The 19445-nt window shown below is 60.3% G+C and carries 18 protein-coding genes; 9 read left to right on the forward strand and 9 right to left on the reverse strand.

All coding sequences use genetic code 11. The annotated features are described in order from the left end of the window. Positions 1-2 precede the first annotated feature (2 nt). The 4 genes from K0H47_RS23295 to K0H47_RS23310 are packed head-to-tail and all read right to left on the reverse strand — an operon-like array spanning position 3 to position 2849. On the reverse strand, positions 3-740 hold the full coding sequence (locus K0H47_RS23295) for an amino acid ABC transporter ATP-binding protein (protein ID WP_063026347.1): 738 nt from the start codon (positions 738-740) through the stop codon (positions 3-5). Next, positions 727-1377 (reverse strand): amino acid ABC transporter permease, encoded by a 651-nt coding sequence (locus K0H47_RS23300; protein ID WP_003213996.1) that lies wholly within the window; start codon positions 1375-1377, stop codon positions 727-729. Before K0H47_RS23300 ends, K0H47_RS23295 begins: the two co-directional genes overlap by 14 nt. After that, positions 1374-2042: an amino acid ABC transporter permease gene (locus K0H47_RS23305; RefSeq protein WP_003213995.1), complete on the reverse strand. Its 669-nt coding sequence runs from the start codon at positions 2040-2042 to the stop codon at positions 1374-1376. The genes K0H47_RS23300 and K0H47_RS23305 overlap by 4 nt, the downstream gene beginning before the upstream one ends. A gap of 21 nt (positions 2043-2063) precedes the next feature. Beyond that, the gene (locus tag K0H47_RS23310) at positions 2064-2849 is read right to left on the reverse strand and encodes a transporter substrate-binding domain-containing protein (RefSeq protein ID WP_177070907.1); all 786 of its coding nucleotides are present in this window, start codon (positions 2847-2849) and stop codon (positions 2064-2066) included. Between the two features lie 254 nt (positions 2850-3103). Between K0H47_RS23310 and K0H47_RS23315 the strand changes: the two genes are divergently transcribed. From K0H47_RS23315 to K0H47_RS23340, 6 genes are all read left to right on the forward strand, one after another. Continuing rightward, the gene (locus K0H47_RS23315) at positions 3104-3799 is read left to right on the forward strand and encodes a FadR/GntR family transcriptional regulator (RefSeq protein ID WP_063026349.1); all 696 of its coding nucleotides are present in this window, start codon (positions 3104-3106) and stop codon (positions 3797-3799) included. A 121-nt stretch (positions 3800-3920) separates the two neighbouring features. Then, positions 3921-4250, forward strand: a complete 330-nt coding sequence (gene trxA / locus K0H47_RS23320; protein ID WP_003213989.1) for a thioredoxin TrxA — start codon at positions 3921-3923, stop codon at positions 4248-4250. 234 nt (positions 4251-4484) lie between these two features. Beyond that, on the forward strand, positions 4485-5744 hold the full coding sequence (gene rho / locus K0H47_RS23325) for a transcription termination factor Rho (RefSeq protein WP_008438874.1): 1260 nt from the start codon (positions 4485-4487) through the stop codon (positions 5742-5744). Between the two features lie 156 nt (positions 5745-5900). Next, positions 5901-7886 (forward strand): acyltransferase family protein, encoded by a 1986-nt coding sequence (locus K0H47_RS23330; protein WP_093203847.1) that lies wholly within the window; start codon positions 5901-5903, stop codon positions 7884-7886. Positions 7887-7975: 89 nt separating this feature from the next. Continuing rightward, a complete protein-coding gene (gene ubiD / locus K0H47_RS23335; protein ID WP_017476626.1) occupies positions 7976-9442 on the forward strand; it encodes a 4-hydroxy-3-polyprenylbenzoate decarboxylase in 1467 nt (488 codons plus the stop codon). Then, the gene (locus K0H47_RS23340; RefSeq protein ID WP_063026353.1) at positions 9442-10410 is read left to right on the forward strand and encodes a CDP-6-deoxy-delta-3,4-glucoseen reductase; all 969 of its coding nucleotides are present in this window, start codon (positions 9442-9444) and stop codon (positions 10408-10410) included. Before ubiD ends, K0H47_RS23340 begins: the two co-directional genes overlap by 1 nt. 151 nt (positions 10411-10561) lie before the next feature. On the opposite strand, the gene K0H47_RS23345 is transcribed toward K0H47_RS23340, so the two are convergent. Beyond that, entirely contained in the window at positions 10562-11038 is a 477-nt protein-coding gene (locus K0H47_RS23345) for a sn-glycerol-3-phosphate transporter (RefSeq protein WP_257626725.1), read from the reverse strand. Positions 11039-11366: 328 nt separating this feature from the next. Between K0H47_RS23345 and K0H47_RS23350 the strand changes: the two genes are divergently transcribed. Both K0H47_RS23350 and K0H47_RS23355 read left to right on the forward strand, forming a co-directional pair. Continuing rightward, positions 11367-13760 (forward strand): TonB-dependent siderophore receptor, encoded by a 2394-nt coding sequence (locus K0H47_RS23350; RefSeq protein ID WP_219273723.1) that lies wholly within the window; start codon positions 11367-11369, stop codon positions 13758-13760. Positions 13761-13800: 40 nt separating this feature from the next. Next, on the forward strand, positions 13801-14454 hold the full coding sequence (locus K0H47_RS23355) for a gamma-glutamylcyclotransferase (RefSeq protein ID WP_219273724.1): 654 nt from the start codon (positions 13801-13803) through the stop codon (positions 14452-14454). Here the strand turns inward: K0H47_RS23355 and glpT are convergent. The 3 genes from glpT to K0H47_RS23370 form a co-directional block, all read right to left on the reverse strand. Continuing rightward, positions 14451-15788: a glycerol-3-phosphate transporter gene (gene glpT / locus K0H47_RS23360; protein ID WP_093203852.1), complete on the reverse strand. Its 1338-nt coding sequence runs from the start codon at positions 15786-15788 to the stop codon at positions 14451-14453. The two genes, K0H47_RS23355 and glpT, sit on opposite strands and share 4 nt — an antisense overlap. Positions 15789-15984: 196 nt before the next feature. Then, entirely contained in the window at positions 15985-16599 is a 615-nt protein-coding gene (locus K0H47_RS23365; protein WP_063026363.1) for a hypothetical protein, read from the reverse strand. A 74-nt stretch (positions 16600-16673) separates the two neighbouring features. After that, positions 16674-17651, reverse strand: a complete 978-nt coding sequence (locus K0H47_RS23370) for an NADPH:quinone oxidoreductase family protein (protein ID WP_063026365.1) — start codon at positions 17649-17651, stop codon at positions 16674-16676. A 149-nt stretch (positions 17652-17800) separates the two neighbouring features. Between K0H47_RS23370 and K0H47_RS23375 the strand changes: the two genes are divergently transcribed. Beyond that, positions 17801-18208 carry a flagellar basal body-associated protein FliL gene (locus tag K0H47_RS23375; RefSeq protein ID WP_063026367.1) on the forward strand — a complete coding sequence of 136 codons (408 nt, stop codon included), beginning with the start codon at positions 17801-17803 and terminating at the stop codon, positions 18206-18208. A 118-nt stretch (positions 18209-18326) separates the two neighbouring features. Here the strand turns inward: K0H47_RS23375 and K0H47_RS23380 are convergent, their stop codons facing one another. Beyond that, complete coding sequence (locus tag K0H47_RS23380; RefSeq protein WP_063026369.1) at positions 18327-19445, reverse strand: ABC transporter permease; 1119 nt, start codon at positions 19443-19445, stop codon at positions 18327-18329.

Consider the following 19445-nt stretch of genomic DNA (forward strand, 5'->3'; position numbering starts at 1 on the left):
ACTCAGTCCGGGGCCTCTGTCGAGCCAATAAAGTTGGCCAGCTCGGCGGTCTGCGGGTTGGCAAACAGCACTTTTGGATCACCCACTTCATGCACCTTGCCCTGATGCATGAACACCAGCTTGTCGCCCACTTCCCGGGCAAAACGCATCTCATGGGTGACCATGATCAGCGTCATGCCATCCTTGGCCAGTTGGCGCACCACGCTGAGCACTTCGTTGACCAGTTCCGGGTCCAGGGCCGAGGTGATTTCATCGCACAGCAACACCTTGGGTGACATGGCCAGCGCCCGGGCGATGGCCACGCGCTGCTGCTGGCCGCCGGATAACCGATCGGGGAAAGCGTCGAACTTCTCCCCCAGCCCGACCCGTTCCAGCATCTGCCGCGCCAGTTGCGCAGCCTTGGCCTTCGGCACTTTCTGCACCACTTGTGGCGCGAGCATGACGTTTTCGCCCACCGTCAGATGCGGGAACAGGTTGAACTGCTGGAACACCATGCCGACTTTCTGCCGCAAGGTGCGTAGGTCGGCACGGGCGGCGTCGAGGTATTCACCGTCGACTTCAATCACCCCGTCATTGATCGACTCCAGGCCATTGAGGGTGCGCAGCAAGGTGGATTTACCCGAGCCGCTGCGGCCGATGATCGCCACCACCTGGCCTTCTTCGACCGTCAGGTCGATGCCCTTGAGTACATGGTGATCGCCGTAATACTTATGCAGGGCAGAAATTCTAAGCAGAGGCATGCAGTCTCCTTTCCAGGTAGCGCGCACTGAGGGACAAGGGGTAGCAAAGCAGGAAGTAACCGAGCGCCACCAGGCCGTAGACCATGAAGGGCTCGAAGGTTGCGTTGGCGAGCATGCCGCCGGTTTTGGTCAGCTCGGTGAAGCCGATGATCGAGGTCACGGCAGTGCCTTTGACCACTTGCACCGAGAAGCCCACGGTCGGCGCCACGGCAATGCGAAGGGCTTGGGGCAGGATCACGTAGCGCAATTGCTCAAGCGGGTTGAGGGCCAGGCTCGCGGACGCCTCCCATTGCCCGTGGGCAATGGAGTCGACGCAGCCACGCCAGATTTCGGCCAGATAGGCGCTTGTGAACAGGGTCAAGGCAATCGCCGCCGCCAGCCAGGGCGAGATGTCCACGCCGAGCAAGGCAATGCCGAAGAACACCAGGAACAGCTGCATCAACAGCGGCGTGCCCTGGAACAGCTCGATATAGGTACGGGCGACGTTGCGCGGGAAAGCCTTGGTGCTGATGCGCATGGTCATCACCAGCAAGCCGATCACGCCGCCGCCGATAAACGCCACCAGCGACAGCAGCAAGGTCCATTGCAAGCCGGTGAGCAGGTTGCGCACGATGTCCCAGAAGGAAAAATCACTCATCGGGCGTTCCTCATGACATAGCGACGGCCGATCCAGTTCAGCAACTGGCGGATCATCAGCGCCATGCACAGGTAGACCAAGGTGGTCAGTGCATAGGTTTCAAACGCACGGAAGTTGCGTGACTGGATAAAATTGGCGGCGAAGCTCAGCTCTTCTGTGGCGATTTGCGAACAGACCGCCGAACCGAGCATCACGATGATGATCTGGCTGCTCAGGGCCGGCCAGACCTTGCCCAGTGCGGGCAATAACACCACGTGGCGGAACGCTTCGAAACGCGTCATGGCCAGCGCGGCCGCGGCCTCCAGTTGCCCCCGCGGGATCGCCTGGATCCCGGCGCGGATGATCTCCGTGGAGTACGCCCCCAGGTTGATCACCATCGCCAGCACCGCCGCCTGCCATTCGGTGATTTTCAAACCGAGGGACGGCAGGCCGAAGAAGATGAAAAACAGCTGCACCAGGAACGGCGTGTTGCGGATCAACTCGACGTACACCCCGAAGATCCAGCTGAACGGCTGGATCTTCCACGCCCGCACCACGGCGCCGACGATTCCCAGCGCCACGCCCAGTACTGCACCGATGGCGGTCAGCTCAAGGGTGAACAGCGCGCCGCGCAGCAACAGATCGGTATTGGCCAGAACCGGCACAAAGTCGAATTGATAGGCCATAGCTAACCCTCGTTACCGCGATCAGAGATCAGCCGGCAGCGGCTCTTTGAGCCACTGCATTGCGTTCTTTTCCAGGCTGCCGTTGGCTTTGGCCGCGACCAGGATCTGGTTGACCTTGTCCAGCAGCGCCGGCTCGTTCTTGTTTACGCCCACGTACACCGGCGAGTCCTTGAGCTTCACTTTCAGTGCCGGCACGCGCTTGGGGTTGCGTTCGCTGATGGCCACCATCACCACGTTGCCGCTGGCGATCAGGTCCACTTGGCCCGCGAGGTAGGCGGCGATGGTCGAGTTGTTGTCTTCAAAGCGCTTGATCGTCGCCTCTTTAGGCGCAACGGCGGTCAGCTCGATGTCTTCGATGGCGCCGCGGGTCACGCTGATGGTTTTGCCCTTGAGGTCGTCAACGGTACTGATTGGCGCATCTGGCGGGCCGAACACGGCGAGGTAGAACGGCGCGTAGGCCTTGGAGAAGTCGATGACCTTCTCGCGCTCGGGGTTCTTGCCCAGGCTGGAAATCACCAGGTCGACCTTGCCGGTGGTGAGGAACGGGATGCGGTTGGTGCTGTTGACCGGGGTCAGTTCAAGCTTGACCTTGAGCTGGTCGGCCAGCAGTTTTGCGGTGTCGATGTCCAACCCGCGGGGCTTCATGTCCGGGCCGACCGAGCCGAACGGCGGGAAATCCTGAGGCACGGCCACCTTGAGGGTGCCACGGGCGACGATATCGTCCAGACCGTTGGCCTGGGCGGGCGCCTGGCTCAGCATCAGGCTGGCAAACAGGGCAGTGAGCAGGGCGCTGCAACGCTTGGTCATGGCAACTCTCCGAAAAGGACGAAAGGATTTTCTGAGTTTTGCCAGTGCACAGCCCATGCCAGTAGCGCATTAATCAGCTGGGAGGCCGGTGGCCGTTGAGTTCTGGCGGTCTTACTGGTCTGAACAGTTAAAGGGCTTTTTGCACCTTTTTCGAGCGCCTCCAAAACCTTGCGAGCCCCTTTGGGGCGTGGCTTGCCGGGCGTCACGAATAGCTTTACAACTAGCCGTTCAGTTGACTGGAAACTCGAGTTTTTATGAATTCCATCGCCCAAGGTGTACCGGAAGTGGCGCTACAGGCCATCCGCAAACTGATCGCTGACGGGGGCTTCGGGCCGGGCGATGCGTTGCCCTCCCAGCGCGATTTGGCGCTGCAATTGGGCGTGAGCCGGGCCTCATTGCGCGAAGCCTTGTCGTCCCTCAGTGCGTTGGGCGTGGTGAGTGTGCAGCCGGGCAAGGGCGTGTTCGTGCAAGCGGCGGAAGAACTCCCTGGGTTGGCCTGGCCGTTTACGGCGCAGGCGACGCCACTGGATATCTTTCAACTGCGCTACGCCCTGGAAGGCTTTGCGGCGGGGCTGGCGGCGGTGACGTTGACCACCGATGAGCTGGACCTCCTGGAAGATAACGTCGAGGCGATGCGCAAGGAGCTCAAGGCCGGTGACTTTGAGGCAGCGGCCCGGCTGGACTTCGAATTCCACCAGCGCATCCTGCTGGCCAGCGGTAATCAGGCGATGGTGAGCATCCTCAGTGCCAGTGCCGAGGTGTTTCTGGAGAGTCAGAAGCTACCGTTCATCCGGCCGGAGCGGGCCATGGAGACCTGGCAGGAGCACCGCAAGATCCTCCGTGCACTGGCCCGGCGCGCCAGCGGGGCTGCGCAGAAAAGCATGCAGGAACATGTGCGTAACGCGGCGTTGCGTACAGGCATCGCCTTCATCACTCCGGTAACGCCATGAGTTGGGCTATACCCAAACTCATGCGGCGCCATAGCAAGAGTCAATCAGCTGCGGCTTCCTGAACGCGGGAAGGGCGGCTATGATGGGCAACGTTTTTTTTGCTTACAACCCGGAGACATCCATGAGCAACGATCTTATCAAGCACGTCACCGACGCGACCTTTGAGGCCGAAGTACTGAAGGCCCAGGGCCCGGTGCTGGTTGACTACTGGGCTGAGTGGTGCGGTCCTTGCAAAATGATCGCTCCGGTCCTGGACGACATTGCCACCACTTACGAAGGCAAGTTGACCATTGCCAAGCTGAACATCGACGACAACCAGGAAACCCCGGCCAAGCACGGCGTGCGTGGTATTCCTACGCTGATGCTGTTCAAGAACGGCAATGTCGAGGCCACCAAGGTCGGCGCGCTGTCGAAGTCCCAGCTGCAAGCTTTCCTCGACGCCAACATCTAAGCGTCCTTAAAAAGCCCCGCAAATTGCGGGGCTTTTTCGTGAAACAGGGCTAGACGCTCTGAAATTCAGGTGGTACATTCGGCCCCGCACTGGTTTCTCCACTGCCCCCTGCAAGCCGTCGCCGACGCTCTCCTTTTCGATTAGTACGCGATCCTGTCGCCTTCTCTGCGGCGCGGCCTCATTAAGCCAAAAGCTTAATTTCCCCCCCTCCATAAATGATTACGTCATTCCTATATGAATCTGACTGAACTCAAGCAAAAGCCGATTACCGAACTGCTCGAATTGGCCGAACAGATGGGCATAGAAAATATGGCCCGTTCGCGCAAGCAGGACGTGATTTTCTCCCTGCTGAAAAAGCACGCGAAAAGCGGCGAGGAAATCTCCGGTGATGGCGTGCTGGAGATTCTCCAGGACGGCTTCGGCTTCCTCCGCTCTGCAGACGCTTCCTATCTCGCCGGCCCAGACGATATCTACGTCTCGCCGAGCCAGATCCGTCGCTTCAACTTGCGCACCGGTGACACCATCGTTGGCAAGATCCGCCCTCCAAAGGAAGGCGAGCGTTATTTCGCCCTGCTCAAGGTCGACACGATCAACTACGATCGTCCCGAGAACGCGAAAAACAAGATTCTCTTCGAGAACCTGACCCCGCTGTTCCCGACCGTGCGCATGAAGATGGAAGCCGGTAACGGTTCCACCGAAGACTTGACCGGTCGTGTCATCGACCTGTGCGCCCCGATCGGCAAAGGCCAGCGCGGCCTGATCGTGGCCCCGCCGAAAGCCGGTAAGACCATCATGCTGCAGAACATCGCAGCGAACATCGCCCGTAACAATCCTGAAGTTCACCTGATCGTGTTGCTGATCGATGAGCGTCCGGAAGAAGTAACCGAAATGCAGCGCACCGTGCGCGGCGAAGTGGTTGCCTCGACGTTCGATGAGCCACCAACCCGCCACGTGCAGGTTGCCGAAATGGTGATCGAGAAGGCCAAGCGCCTGGTCGAACACAAGAAAGACGTGGTGATCCTGCTCGACTCCATCACCCGTCTGGCCCGTGCCTACAACACCGTGATCCCAAGCTCCGGCAAGGTGCTCACCGGTGGTGTCGATGCCCACGCCCTGGAGAAACCGAAACGTTTCTTCGGCGCCGCGCGGAACATCGAAGAAGGCGGCTCGCTGACCATCATCGCCACCGCGCTGGTTGAAACCGGCTCGAAGATGGATGAAGTGATCTACGAAGAGTTCAAGGGTACCGGCAACATGGAACTGCCTTTGGACCGCCGTATCGCTGAAAAGCGTGTGTTCCCGGCTATCAACATCAACCGTTCCGGCACACGTCGCGAAGAGTTGCTGACCGCCGATGACGAACTGCAGCGCATGTGGATCCTGCGCAAGCTGCTGCACCCAATGGACGAAGTGGCTGCCATCGAGTTCCTGATTGACAAGCTGAAAACCACCAAGACCAACGACGAGTTCTTCCTGTCGATGAAGCGTAAGTAACACGACGCTTCGGTCAAAAAGGATGGCGCCCCATGGGGCGCCATTTTTTTTGTTTCTGGAAAAGGAGGTTTGGCTTTAGTGTGTGTCTGTTTAGAAACAAATTCGCGTGTGTGACTACACTCGCTGTCCATCCGATCAGGCAAATTACAAGATTTTATGACCATTCTCGCTTATCGCAGGGACATTGACGGCCTGCGTGCCATAGCTGTGCTCGCTGTTGTGCTGTTTCATTTTGGTGTACCGGGCTTTACCGGCGGCTTTGTCGGCGTCGACGTGTTTTTCGTGATCTCCGGCTACTTGATCACCTCGATCATCTGGCGCGAGCGTGAGGCCGGCCGTTTCAGTTTTGTCAGCTTCTGGGCCCGTCGAGCGCGGCGCATCCTGCCGGCACTGTTCGTGATGATGCTCGGCACGCTGGTGGTGGGCTGGTTTCTGCTGGCGCCCAAGGATTACAGCGAGTTGGGGCGCTCGATACATAACCAGGTGGTGTTTATCTCCAACCTGTTTTTCATGCGCCAGGACGGTTACTTTGATGTGGCTTCCGATATCAAGCCGTTGCTGCATACCTGGTCATTATCGGTTGAAGAACAGTTCTACATCCTCTTCCCACTGCTGCTGACACTGCTGTCGAGCCGGCTCAAATATTGGCGTACGGCGCTGTTCGTGTTGCTACTGGTGTCGTTCGGCATGAGTACGTGGGCGGTGGCCCACTCTCCGGAAAGAGCCTTTTTCCTGCTGCAGATGCGTGCCTGGGAGCTGTTGGCGGGCGCAATGCTGGCCGTGATGCCGGTACGCGAGTACCGCGCGAGCCCGGCCTTGGCGCAGGCCGTCAGCCTTGCCGGCCTCGGCCTGATCCTGCTGGCGGTCTTCGCGTATGACCCGAGCACGCCGTTTCCCGGCGCCGCAGCGCTGTTGCCAGTGGTGGGCGTGGTCTGCCTGATTTGGGCCAACGGCCAGCAAACTACTCTGACGAGCAAGCTGCTGGGTAGCCGCTTGCTGGTGGGGATTGGCCTGATCTCCTACTCCTGGTACCTGTGGCACTGGCCGGTGTACGTGTTTGGCAAGTACGCCAGTGTCGACGGGCTGGGCACGTGGGAGCTTGGTGCACTGTTTGTGTTGAGCCTGGTGCTGGGTTATGCGTCCTGGCGGTTTGTCGAGGCCCCGTTCCGTGAGCGTCGGCTGTTGGCAGGACGCAAGCAAATCCTGGTGGCGGCGGGTATCGCGTTGCTTGGGGTGGGACTGCTCGGCAAAGGCCTGGTCTTGACGAAGGGCTTGCCTTGGCGCCTGTCGCCCGAGGCGCTGCAATTTGCCCAGGCGCGCGAGTGGAGCCCGGACCTTATGGCCTGCCTGGTGGATGGTGGGAAAAATCGCCATCATGGATTTTGTCATTTCGGACCTCAGTCCGCGCCGACACGCGCGCTGGTCTGGGGCGATAGCCATGCCACGGCGCTGGTTCCGGCATTGCAAGACGGCGCGAGCAAATACGGTGTCAGCGTCACTCAGGCAGGGTATGCCGGCTGCCTGCCGTTTAATCGCAAGGAAAGCGTTCCAGGTTGCTTGAGCTTTAACCAGCGAGTCACCCAACTGCTGGGTCAGGAAACCTTTAGCGACGTAGTGCTGGCAGCGCGCTGGAGCCTTTATGTCTATGGGCAGCTCGATGGCGACACCGAGGCTTCACTGCTCAACCCGGCGACCGGTACTTATGATCGTGCTATCGCCGAGCAGCGCTTCGCCGAAAGCGTGCGCGCCCTTGTGCAGCAATTGCGCGCCAGCGGCCATCGTGTGTGGCTGGTCAAGGAAGTCCCGCTGCAGGAATTCAGTCCGCCTTACCGCCTCAGCCGGTTGGCGATGCTCGGTCGGCCCACCGACAAAGAAGGCATGCCCCTGGCTGAACACCTTCAGCGTCAGGCCTATATCAGTCAGGTATTCGAGCAAATCGCGGCGGCGGATCCCGGGGTAAAGGTAATGGATCCGGCGCCCAAGCTATGCAGTGCGAATGACTGGTGTCGCGTGGAACTGGACGGTCAGTCGCTGTACACCGACGATAATCACCTCTCGGCGGTCGGTTCGCGGTATGTCGAGGCGTTCCTTGAACCGTTGTTCAAGGCCTTGCGCAATGAAACCCAGGCCTCGGCTCTTTGAGTCATTGTCGTCGGCAATGCTGCTCAATAAGCTGCCAGCGACCGTAAGAGCAGGTAGGATGTACGCCTATTTTACGGGTGGCATGGTTAATGAAATTCAAGGATCTTCGGGATTTCGTGCAGCAACTTGAGCAGCGCGGAGAGTTGAAACGTATCCAGGTGCCGATTTCCCCGGTCCTGGAGATGACTGAGATTTGCGACCGCACCTTGCGTAACAAGGGCCCGGCGCTGCTGTTCGAAAACCCGGTGGGCTTTGATATTCCGGTGCTCGGCAACCTGTTCGGCACCCCCGACCGCGTTGCGTTCGGCATGGGCGCCGAGTCCGTCAGCGAACTGCGGGAGATCGGCAAGCTGCTGGCCTTCCTCAAGGAGCCCGAGCCACCCAAGGGTCTGAAGGACGCCTGGTCGAAGCTGCCCATCTTCCGCAAGATCATCGCCATGGCCCCCAAGGTCGTAAAGGACGCGGTCTGCCAGGAAGTGGTCATCGAAGGCGATGACGTCGACCTCGGCATGCTCCCCGTGCAGACCTGTTGGCCTGGGGACGTCGGCCCGCTGATCACCTGGGGCCTGACCGTCACCAAAGGTCCGAACAAAGACCGCCAGAACCTCGGCATCTACCGTCAGCAAGTGATCGGCCGTAACAAGGTCATCATGCGCTGGCTGAGCCACCGTGGCGGCGCGCTGGATTTCCGTGAATGGTGCGAAAAACATCCCGGCAAGCCATTCCCTGTTTCGGTGGCCCTGGGCGCCGACCCGGCGACCATCCTCGGCGCCGTCACGCCAGTGCCCGACAGCCTTTCCGAGTACGCTTTCGCGGGCTTGTTGCGCGGTAACCGCACCGAGTTGGTGAAATGCCGTGGTAATGACCTGCAAGTGCCGGCCACCGCCGAAATCATCCTCGAAGGCGTGATTCACCCCGGCGAGATGGCCGATGAAGGCCCCTACGGCGACCATACCGGCTACTACAACGAAGTCGACAGTTTCCCGGTGTTCACCGTCGAGCGCATCACCCACCGGATCAAGCCGATCTACCACAGCACCTACACCGGCCGCCCGCCGGATGAGCCGGCGATCCTCGGCGTGGCGTTGAACGAAGTGTTTGTACCGATCCTGCAAAAGCAGTTTCCGGAAATCACCGACTTCTACCTGCCGCCCGAAGGCTGCTCGTACCGCATGGCCATCGTGACGATGAAGAAGTCGTACCCCGGCCACGCCAAGCGGGTAATGCTGGGTGTGTGGTCGTTTTTGCGACAGTTCATGTACACCAAGTTCGTTATTGTCACCGACGACGACATCAACGCCCGCGACTGGAACGACGTGATCTGGGCCATCACCACGCGCATGGACCCCAAGCGCGACACGGTGATGATCGATAACACGCCGATCGACTACCTCGACTTTGCCTCGCCGGTATCGGGCCTCGGCTCGAAAATGGGCCTGGATGCCACCCATAAATGGCCGGGTGAAACCACCCGCGAATGGGGCCGTGTGATCGTCAAGGACGAAGCGGTAACTGCCCGTGTGGATGCGCTCTGGAAAGAATTAGGAATAGATTGATGCGTGTAACCCTGCAGCCTTCCGGTGCGGTACTTGAACTGACGCCTGGCGAGCGGATTCTCGAAGGCGCGCGCCGCCTGGGCTACGATTGCCCTCAGGCGTGCCGCAATGGTGTGTGCCACGTATGTGCAGCGCTGCTGGTAGAGGGCCGGGTGCAACAAGCCGGTGAGGTGCGTGACCATGGCGAGTTCTATACCTGCATTGCCGAACCGCTGGAAGATTGCATTGTGTTGTGGGATGGCGTGCTGGCGCCGGGAGAGTTGCCGGTGCGCAAATTGTCTTGCCAACTGAGTGAATGCGTTGAAGTGGGCGGTGACGTGTGGCGCGTGCGCCTGCGGGCTCCGGCCGGCAAGGCTGTGCGTTACCACGCCGGGCAATACCTGATGATCGAACGGGAAAACGGCGAGAAGTCGGCGTTCTCCCTGGCCTCCGCACCCCACGCCGGGCGCGAGCTGGAACTGCACGTACTGGCCCGGGAAGACAGTGCTCGCAGCCTGCTTGAGCAGTTGCAGCGTAACCAGATGGCTCGCATCGAGATGCCGTTTGGCGACACCCACTTGGCCGAACTGCCCGACGGGCCGCTGGTGCTGATCGCCGCCGGTACCGGTATGGCGCAGATGCACAGCTTGATCGAACACTGCCGCGCCAGTGGTTTCAAGTACCCGGTGCACCTGTATTGGGGTGTACGTCGACCGGAAGACTTCTACGACATCGAGCACTGGGACCAGTGGCTGCAACTGCCCAACCTGTTCCTGCACAAAGTGGTCAGCGACCTGTGCGGGTGGGAAGGGCGCTGCGGGTTATTGCATGAAGCCGTGTGCGAAGACATCAGCGACCTCAAGGCCGTGCACGTCTACGCCAGCGGTTCACCGGCGATGATCTACGGCACCCTGGATGCGCTGGTCGAAGCCGGCATGGATGCACACCAGATGCGTGCTGACGTATTTGCCTACGCGCCCCGCCCGTAACGTGTGGCGAGGGGGCTTGCTCCCGCTGGGCTGCGCAGCAGCCCCAAAACAGTCGCTGTGTTCTACCTGAAAGACCGCATGAACTTCAGGGGCCGTTTCGCGACCCAGCGGGAGCAAGCTCCCTCGCCACAAAAGCCCTTCAGCGGCTCAATCAGAAACGAACGCCCGTCGTCACCATCGCCGCATTGAACCCCAGCAACACCAACTCGGCGGCGACCGGCCCATAGTGAGTGCCCACCGAGGGTATGATCACTGGCGCCACCCCGAGCCCATTCAGTGGAATCTTGTCGCGGTACTTGCCGCGATAGCCCTGGATCACGCCGCCCGTCAGCTTCAAGTACACCGGGTAAGCGTTCATGTCGTAGCGTTTGCCGGCATAGGCGTAGTACGAACGCTGGCTGAACGAGTTGCGAAACGTCGCCCCGCCATACACCAGGCCTGACGCTTCATTGCGCTCCAGGCCGATCAGGTCCTGATTGTTGTTGTGGTCCTTGTCCGGCGAAAAATGCCGGGTGTAGACGCTCGTCTGGGCGTACCAGAAGCCTTTTTCGTCTTGGGGCGGCGCTTCCACCGCCAGGGCGGTGGTGGCCTGTGCAAGGAACAACAGGCTGGGAAGTCGGTATTTCATGGTGTGACCTCGATAGTCGGTTCGGTTGGCGGCTAAGTGGGTCGTGACAGGCGCCTAGTTTGAAGGCTCAGCGTGCCTCCAGGCTGAACCTGCGCTGAAACTACAGGGATTGAGGCGGCCAATCCTGATGAGCGGAGCGGCCGGGCTTATGCATTCGCTTATTCTTTAAAGGTATTTAATTTGTTACATAAATATCATTAAGCTATATGACAACGGACTACCGACTTTCTGCCAATAACCAATAAATGACCGCCACCGTCCGCCACACGGATCGATCGTATGAGCTCAGAGCATTGACGTTCTGGCTTTTGATTCCAAGGGGAGCGGTATGGGGAGCAACAAGCAGCACCTGCTGTACACGGCGATTTTGTCGGCTAATTTGCTGACCGCTGTGGGATTCAGTCCAGTGGCAGCCGCTGAAACGGCCACTGCCGATGTACCCAAACTCGATACAGTCATCGTGACCGGCACTCGCGCCCAAGAGCGCACCGCCAGTGCCTCGTTGTCACCTATCGATGTGATTTCCGGCGACACCTTGCGCAGCACCGGCTCTGATGAGTTGGGCGCGGTGTTGGCCCGATTGATTCCTTCCATCAACTTTCCACGCCCGAGCCTGGTAGACGGTGCCGAACTGGTGCGCCCGGCGCAGCTGCGTGGCCTGTCACCGGACCAGGTGTTGGTGCTGGTCAACGGCAAGCGCCGCCACACCAGTGCCTTCGTCAATCTCGGCGGTGCAGTTGGGCGTGGCTCGGCGCCGGCGGATTTGAATGCGATCCCGTTGTCGGCGGTCGACCATATCGAGGTGCTGCGTGACGGCGCATCGGCCCGCTACGGCTCCGATGCGATTGCCGGGGTGATCAACGTGATCCTCAAGCATGACGACCACGGCGGCTCGATCACCAGCAAGTTTGGTGAGTACAAGAAGGGCGACGGTATCCAGCGCAATCTCAGCGGCAACACCGGTGTGGCGCTGGGCGATAACGGGTTTATCAACATCTCTGCCGAAGGCGCCGACAACGATTACACCAACCGCGCCGGCAAGGACCTGCGTCCGGGCAGCGTTGGTTCGACGACCTACGGCCAGCGGGTGTTCCGCCAGGGCGAGCCGGCCACCGACCAGGGCAAGCTGTTTCTCAACTCGGAATATTCCTTCAGTGATGCGGCCGAGTTCTATGCGTTTGGCGGCTACAGCAAGACTCGCGGCGAGACGGCGGCGTTCTACCGGGCCAGCAACGCGAGCAACAACATTCCAGCGCTTAACCCCAACGGCTACTTGCCGCTGATTCGCGGCGACGTGGAAGACACGTCCCTGGCGGTCGGTCTGCGCGGCCTGTTGGCCTATGACTGGCACTACGACGTGTCGGTGAACTACGGCAAGAACCAGTACCAGATCGGCACCGAAACCATCAACACTTCGCTGGGCCTGGCGACGCCGCGCAAGTTCGACAACGGCACCCTGGTCAATGACCAGAAGCAACTCAGCCTGGACCTGTCGCGGGAATTCAGCCTGGGCTGGTTGCCGTATCCGGTGTCGGTAGCGTTTGGTGGCGAATACCTGGACCAGGGTTATCAGATCAAGGCGGGTGACCCGGCGTCCTACTACCAGACCGGCAGTTCGGGCCTGGGCGGCTTCCGTGATTCCGACGCAGGCACCAGCACGCGCCATAACTGGGCGCAGTACCTGGACCTGGAAACCAACTTCACCGAAAAACTCAGCGCCTCGGCTGCCGTGCGTCATGAGGACTACAGTGATTTTGGTTCCAACGTCAGCGGCTCGCTCTCGGCGCGCTACGACTTCACCCCGCAAGTGGCGTTGCGCGGCAGTGTTTCCAACGGCTTCCGCGCGCCGTCCCTGGCGCAGCAGAACTTCGCCTACACCTCGTCGCAGCTGATCGGCAACACCATCCAGGAAGCCGGTACGTTCCCGGCCAACAGCCGGGTGGCGCGCCTGCTCGGTGCGGAGGACCTGAAAGCCGAGAAGTCCCGCAACTACAGCCTCGGCCTGGTGCTGGAGCCGACCGACAACCTGACCGTGACCGCCGACGTCTACCGTATCGACATCAGCGACCGCATCAGCCTGTCCTCCAACCTGGACCTGAGCAAAAACCCGGCTGCGCTGGCGTACCTGCAGGCCAACGGCGTCGGCAACATCAACTACACCACCGTGCGTTACTTCACCAACGCCACCGACACCACCACCAATGGCGTCGACCTGGTGGCCAACTATCGCTACCAGCTGGATAACGGTGTGCGCTGGAACAGCACCGTGGGCTACAACTACAACCACACCAAGGTCACCGACGTAAAAGCCAACCCGTCTGTACTGGATAGCCTGGGTGCGAGCCTGGTCCGGGTGGATCGTCGCGAACGCATCGGCCTGTTGGGCGACACCACACCCCAGCACAAGTTGAGCCTGGGTAACGACCTGAGCTTCGGCAATTGGGCGCTGCACAGTAATTTGGTGCGCTATGGTTCATTTACCAGCTACCAGGCGGACCCGGCCAACGACCAGAGCTTCAAGGCCGCTTGGCTGTTGGACCTGTCAGCCGACTACAAGCTGAAAAACTGGACCTTCACCGTTGGCGGCGACAACGTCACCGACAAGTACCCGGAAAAACTCAATGCCTACGCCAGCAGTGGTGGCAATTTGGCCTATAGCACTTTTTCGCCGTACGGTTACAGCGGCGCGTTCTATTACGGTAAAGTTGCTTACAACTGGTAACAGCTTCTCGTAACGACAAAGGAGACCTAAGCGATTTGCCATGACCGCCATTGAATCTGATCTTTTGCAATTGGCTTACCCTCCGCGGCTCGATCTGGGGCCGCAACTCACTCACGAACAGTTGATCAGCTCGATGCAAGCCACCATGGCTTTGCATAAGGGTGGGCCGGTCTGGCTATTCGCTTATGGTTCGCTGATCTGGCGGCCTGAATGTTCGTCGACACAACGGATGCGGGCACGGGTCCACGGTTATCACCGCGGCTTGTACCTGTGGTCCCATGAGCACCGGGGCACGCCGGAAACACCGGGGTTGGTGTTTGGCCTGGATCGCGGTGGCTCGTGCAGTGGGTTTGCCTACCGCTTGCCGGAAGATCAGCTGGAGGCTTCGCTTTATGCCTTGTGGCAGCGCGAGATGCCTTACCCGTCCTACCGGCCACACTGGCTCACCTGCCGTCTTGAAGATGGCAGCCAGGTGCAGGCATTGGGATTTGTACTGGAGCGGCACCTGCCCAGCTACGCCGGGAATTTGCCCGACATTGTGCTGAATCACGTGTTGCAAAGCGCTTGCGGGCGTTACGGGACCACTCGCGATTATGTCGAGCAGACCGTCAACGCCCTGCGTAGCCACGCCATGCCAGACAAGAATCTGGAGGCGCGGCTCAAGCGGTGTTCCAAAGGCTGTTCCGACGATTAACGTGCGGTACTGACGCTATTGGTGTGCCACAAGGTGGGGATCAGGAACGCAATCGCCAACAGGCACGCGCCGATCAGCAGCACAAAACCACCGTCCCAGCCGAAATGGTCAACGGTGTAGCCCATGGCTGCACTCGCTGCCACCGAACCACCCAGGTAACCGAACAGGCCCGTGAAGCCCGCTGCAGTACCGGCGGCTTTCTTCGGTGCCAGCTCCAGCGCCTGCAGGCCGATCAGCATCACCGGGCCGTAGATCAGGAAGCCGATGGAGAACAGCGCGATCATGTCGACCATCGGGTTGCCCGGCGGGTTGAGCCAGTAAACCAGGGTCGCGACGGTCACCAAGCCCATGAACACAATGCCCGTCAGGCCACGGTTGCCACGGAAGATCTTGTCCGACATCCAGCCGCACAGCAGTGTGCCCGGAATGCCTGCCCATTCGTAGAAGAAGTACGCCCACGAGGTTTTATCCACGTCGAAGTGCTTGGCTTCCTTGAGGTACGTCGGGGCCCAGTCCAGTACGCCGTAGCGCAGCAGGTAGACGAAGACGTTGGCGAAGGCGATGTACCACAGCATTTTGTTGCGCAGCACGTACTTGACGAAGATTTCCTTGGCGCTGAATTCGTCTTCGTGGCTGGCGTCGTAGCCTTCCGGGTAATCGTTCTTGTATTGCTCGATCGGTGGCAGGCCCACCGATTGCGGGGTGTCGCGCATGGTGATGAAGGCAAATGCCGCCACCAGCAGGGCCACGGTGGCCGGGACGTAGAACGCCGCGTGCCAGTCGTTGAACCAGGCCATGCCCAGCAGGAACAGAGGGCCGATCAAGCCGCCGCCGACGTTATGCGCCACGTTCCATACGGAAACCACGCCGCCGCGTTCCTTCTGCGACCACCAGTGCACCATCGTCCGCCCACTTGGCGGCCAGCCCATGCCCTGGGCCCAACCGTTGATGAACAGCAAAATGAACATCATGGTCACGCTGGACGTAGCCCAAGGTGCGAAACCGAAAATGAACATCACCCCGGCGGACACCAGGAGGCCGAAGGGCAGGAAGTAGCGCGGGTTGGAGCGGTCGGACACCAGGCCCATGAGGAACTTGGACAGGCCGTAGGCAATTGCAATCGCCGACATCGCCAGGCCCAACTGGCCACGGGTGTAACCCTCGTCGATCAGGTACGGCATGGCCAGGGAGAAGTTTTTGCGCAGCAGGTAGTACCCGGCGTAACCGAAGAAAATACCGGCGAAGATCTGCCAGCGCAGGCGTCGGTACGTGCTGTCTATTTTTTCTTCAGGCAGGGGCGCCTGGTGTGCGGCAGGGCGGAAGAAAGCAAACATTCAAGAGCTCCAAATTTCTTGTTTTGACTGCGGATGCGAATGTTACAGTTTCGTTACCGAAAATAGCACCGCCTCTTATCAGCGGGCATAGGAATTGAGTGCAATTGCATGTTCTTTTACGAACATGTCGCTTGCAGGCAAGTGAGGGGCGCTTTCAGGTTTGGATGTGTCTGGATGTAACTAGATTGGCCAATGATCAGGGGCCGATGGCCGCCACGTCGCCCGGAAGCAGGTGTTCCTGGACTTTCTGGCTGCGGGACTCCACCAGTTGGCCCTGTTCGTCGAAGCGCAACACGATCAGCCAGTCATACACATTTTCTGGCCATTTCTTCATGCCGGTGAGCGCCGGGCCGTCACCGCCAAAGGCTTCGATCAACTTGTCGATATGCCCGTGGTGCCAGGCGATCAGCACGGTTTGGGCCTGGTTGGACTTGCGCAGGGACTTCACCAGCTTGCCGACTTGGTCGTCGGAGTAGGGTGTTTCAAGTGGGAGTTGCAGGCGCTGGGCCAGCGGTGTCAGGGTCAGGCGAGGGCGGGAGCTTTCCTTGCTGTCGCTGGTAGCGATCAGCCGCTGGGGCACTACGGAGATGCCGTTCAACAGCAGCGGGTCGAAATAGCTGGCATAGGCTGCCGCCCTTTGTTCGCCTTTGGGGCTTAGCAACGGGCCTTCATCGGGTTTTTCCGCGTGGCGCACGATCAGCACCGTCACATTGCTCAGCCCACGTACATCCTTGTCTTCTTTATGGGCAAGGGCTTGGGCCGACACCACCATCAAGACCCCCAGAAACAGTGCGCGCAGCCGTGTGACCATTTTTCTTCCTGCCAATGAATAGTGCCTCGGCCGATCATGGGCCCAGGCACCCCGTGGACAAAATGAAACAATCGTCAGCGTAGCTGCACCACGACCTTGCCGACGGCCTTTCGCTGGCCGAGGTCATTAATCGCCTGCGCGGCCTGCTCCAGCGGGTACACCTGGGACACCAACGGCTTCAGCTTGCCTTCGGCAAACCAGCCGAACAGTTGCTGGAAGTTGGCGGCATTGTCCTGCGGCTGGCGCTGGGCAAACGAGCCCCAGAACACCCCGACCACCGCCGCGCCCTTGAGCAGCGCCAGGTTCACCGGCAATTCCGGAATGCGCCCGCTGGCAAAGCCCACCACCAGCAGCCGGCCATTCCAGGCGATGCCGCGAACGGCCTGGTCAAACAGGTCGCCGCCCACCGGGTCGTAAATCACATCCACGCCGTTGCCGCCGGTCAGGCGTTTGATTTCGTCCTTGAGGCTGGCTTCGCTGTAGTTGATCAACTCATCGGCTCCGGCCGCCTTGGCCACCACCAGTTTGTCCGCGCTGCTGGCAGCGGCGATCACCCGGGCGCCCATGGCCTTGCCGATCTCCACTGCGGCCAGGCCGACACCGCCGGAAGCACCGAGCACCAGCAAGGTTTCCCCGGGTTGCAGGTTGGCCCGCTGCTTCAATGCGTGCATCGACGTGCCGTAGGTCATGCTGAACGCGGCGGCAGTGTTGAATTCCATGCTCGGCGGGATCGGCAGCACGTTGTAGCCCGGCACGGCGACCTGCTCGGCGAAGCTGCCCCAACCGGTCAACGCCATCACCCGGTCACCGACCTTCAGGTGGCTGACGTTTTCCCCGACTTCGCTGACCACGCCCGCCGCTTCACCGCCCGGCGAAAACGGGAAGGGCGGCTTGAACTGGTATTTACCCTCGATGATCAGGGTGTCCGGGAAATTGACCCCGGCGGCATGCACGTCCAACAGGATTTCGTTCTTCTTGATCGCCGGGCTTTCGACGTCTTCCAGCACCAGGGTTTCGGCGGGGCCGAAGGCTTTGCACAGCACAGCTTTCATCGGACTATTCCTTTTGGCGTGTTGGCCGATAAGTGTAGGTGGGCAGGGCGACGGGTCAACGAGCATGCCCCGGCCTGATAAGTCGCCATAAGCTTGTGCTCAGGGCTGCTAGCGTTATGCTACTGGGCAACCGAATTGAGGAATGAATTGTGAAAGCGTGGATCCTGTTGATGCTGGCCCTGACACTGCCGACGGCAGCCCTGGCCGAAGAAGCCAAAGAAGGCGACGCGCCGAAGGTCAGCTATATCAGCCTGAGCCCGCCGTTTGTCGGTAACTACGGCCTGGATGGCACCGCGAAGCTGAAGGTATTCAAGGCGGATATCGCCCTGCGTGTCACCGGCCCTGAGGCGGCGGCCGCCGTCAAAGCCAACGATGCGTTGATTCGCAACCAGTTGGTGGCGCTGTTTACCCAGCAAACCAGCGACGCTATGAGCAGCGTTGATGGGAAGGAAAAACTGCGCCAGGAAGCCCTGAAGCAGACCCAGCAAGTAATGAACGACGAGACCGGCAAGCCGCAGGTTGAGGATTTGTTGTTCAACAACCTGATCATCCAGTAAGCCGGTCGCTTCGCGCCCTTCGCGAGCAAGCCCGCTCCCACACTTGACCGAGTTCTAACATGAGAATGCGGTTGAATGTGGGAGCGGGCTTGCTCGCGAAGAGGCCCTGACAGGCACCTCAGGAAGCCAGGCTCTTCCTGAACCGCGCCAACGCCACCGCAAAGAACAACAACCCGATCCCCGTCAGCGCCAACAAGTCCGGCCACACCACACTCACGCCGGCATCCCGGAACAGAATCGCCGCACTCAAACTCACGAAGTGCGTCGACGGCGAGCCCTGCATCACCCATTGCAACCACTGCGGCATGCTGTCCAGTGGCGTGCTGCCGCCGGACAACAACAGCATCGGAATAATCACCGGGATCGCCAGCAGTCCGAACTGCGGCGTCGAGCGGGCGAGGGTGGCGAGGAAGATGCCCAAGGCGGTGCTGGCAAACAGGTACAACGCCGTCACCAGCAAAAACAACGTCAGCGACCCGGCCAGCGGCACACCGAGCAAACCTTTCACCACCACCTCCAGCGACAGCCATGTGCACAGCACCACCACCAGCATGTTGCTCCAGATTTTCGCCAGCATGATTTCCAGCGCCGTCAGTGGCAGCACCAGCAGATGGTCGAGGGTGCCGTGTTCCCGCTCACGCAGCAGCGCGGTGCCGGTCAGCACGATGGCGAGAATGGTGATGTTGTTGACGATCTGGATTACCGCGAGAAACCAGCCACCTTCCAGATTGGTATTGAACAGCGCCCGGGTGGTCAGCAGCGCAGGGCTCTTTTGGGCTGCATCAGCCTGGCCGCCATAGGTCAGCAATTCCCGCTGGAAAATCCGCCCGATATACCCGGCGCCCATGAATGCCTGGCTCATGGCCGTGGCATCGACGTTGACCTGCACCCCCGGCTGGCGCCCGGCCAACAGGTCGGCCTGGAAGTTCGCCGGCACGTTGATCACGAAGGTGTACTGGCCGCTGTCCATCACCTTGTCCAACTGGTCGTAGGGCAATGGTACCGCGGCCTGGAACTCCGGCGGTTGCAGGGCTTCGGCCAGTTGCCGGGACAGCGCGCTGTGATCCTCATCCACAAAGGCCACGCTCGCGTTGTGCACGCCGATCACCGAACCGGCGGCGGGCATATAGATGGCGACGGTGAAGGCGTAGAACAGGAACAGCAGCAACACGCTGTCGTGGCGCAGGCTGGTCAGTTCCTTGATGCCGAGGCGCAGGATATGGGCGAACTTGTGCAT

This window comes from Pseudomonas sp. Xaverov 83 (assembly GCF_019352905.1).
In the GTDB taxonomy this organism is placed as follows: Bacteria; Pseudomonadota; Gammaproteobacteria; order Pseudomonadales; family Pseudomonadaceae; genus Aquipseudomonas; species Aquipseudomonas yamanorum.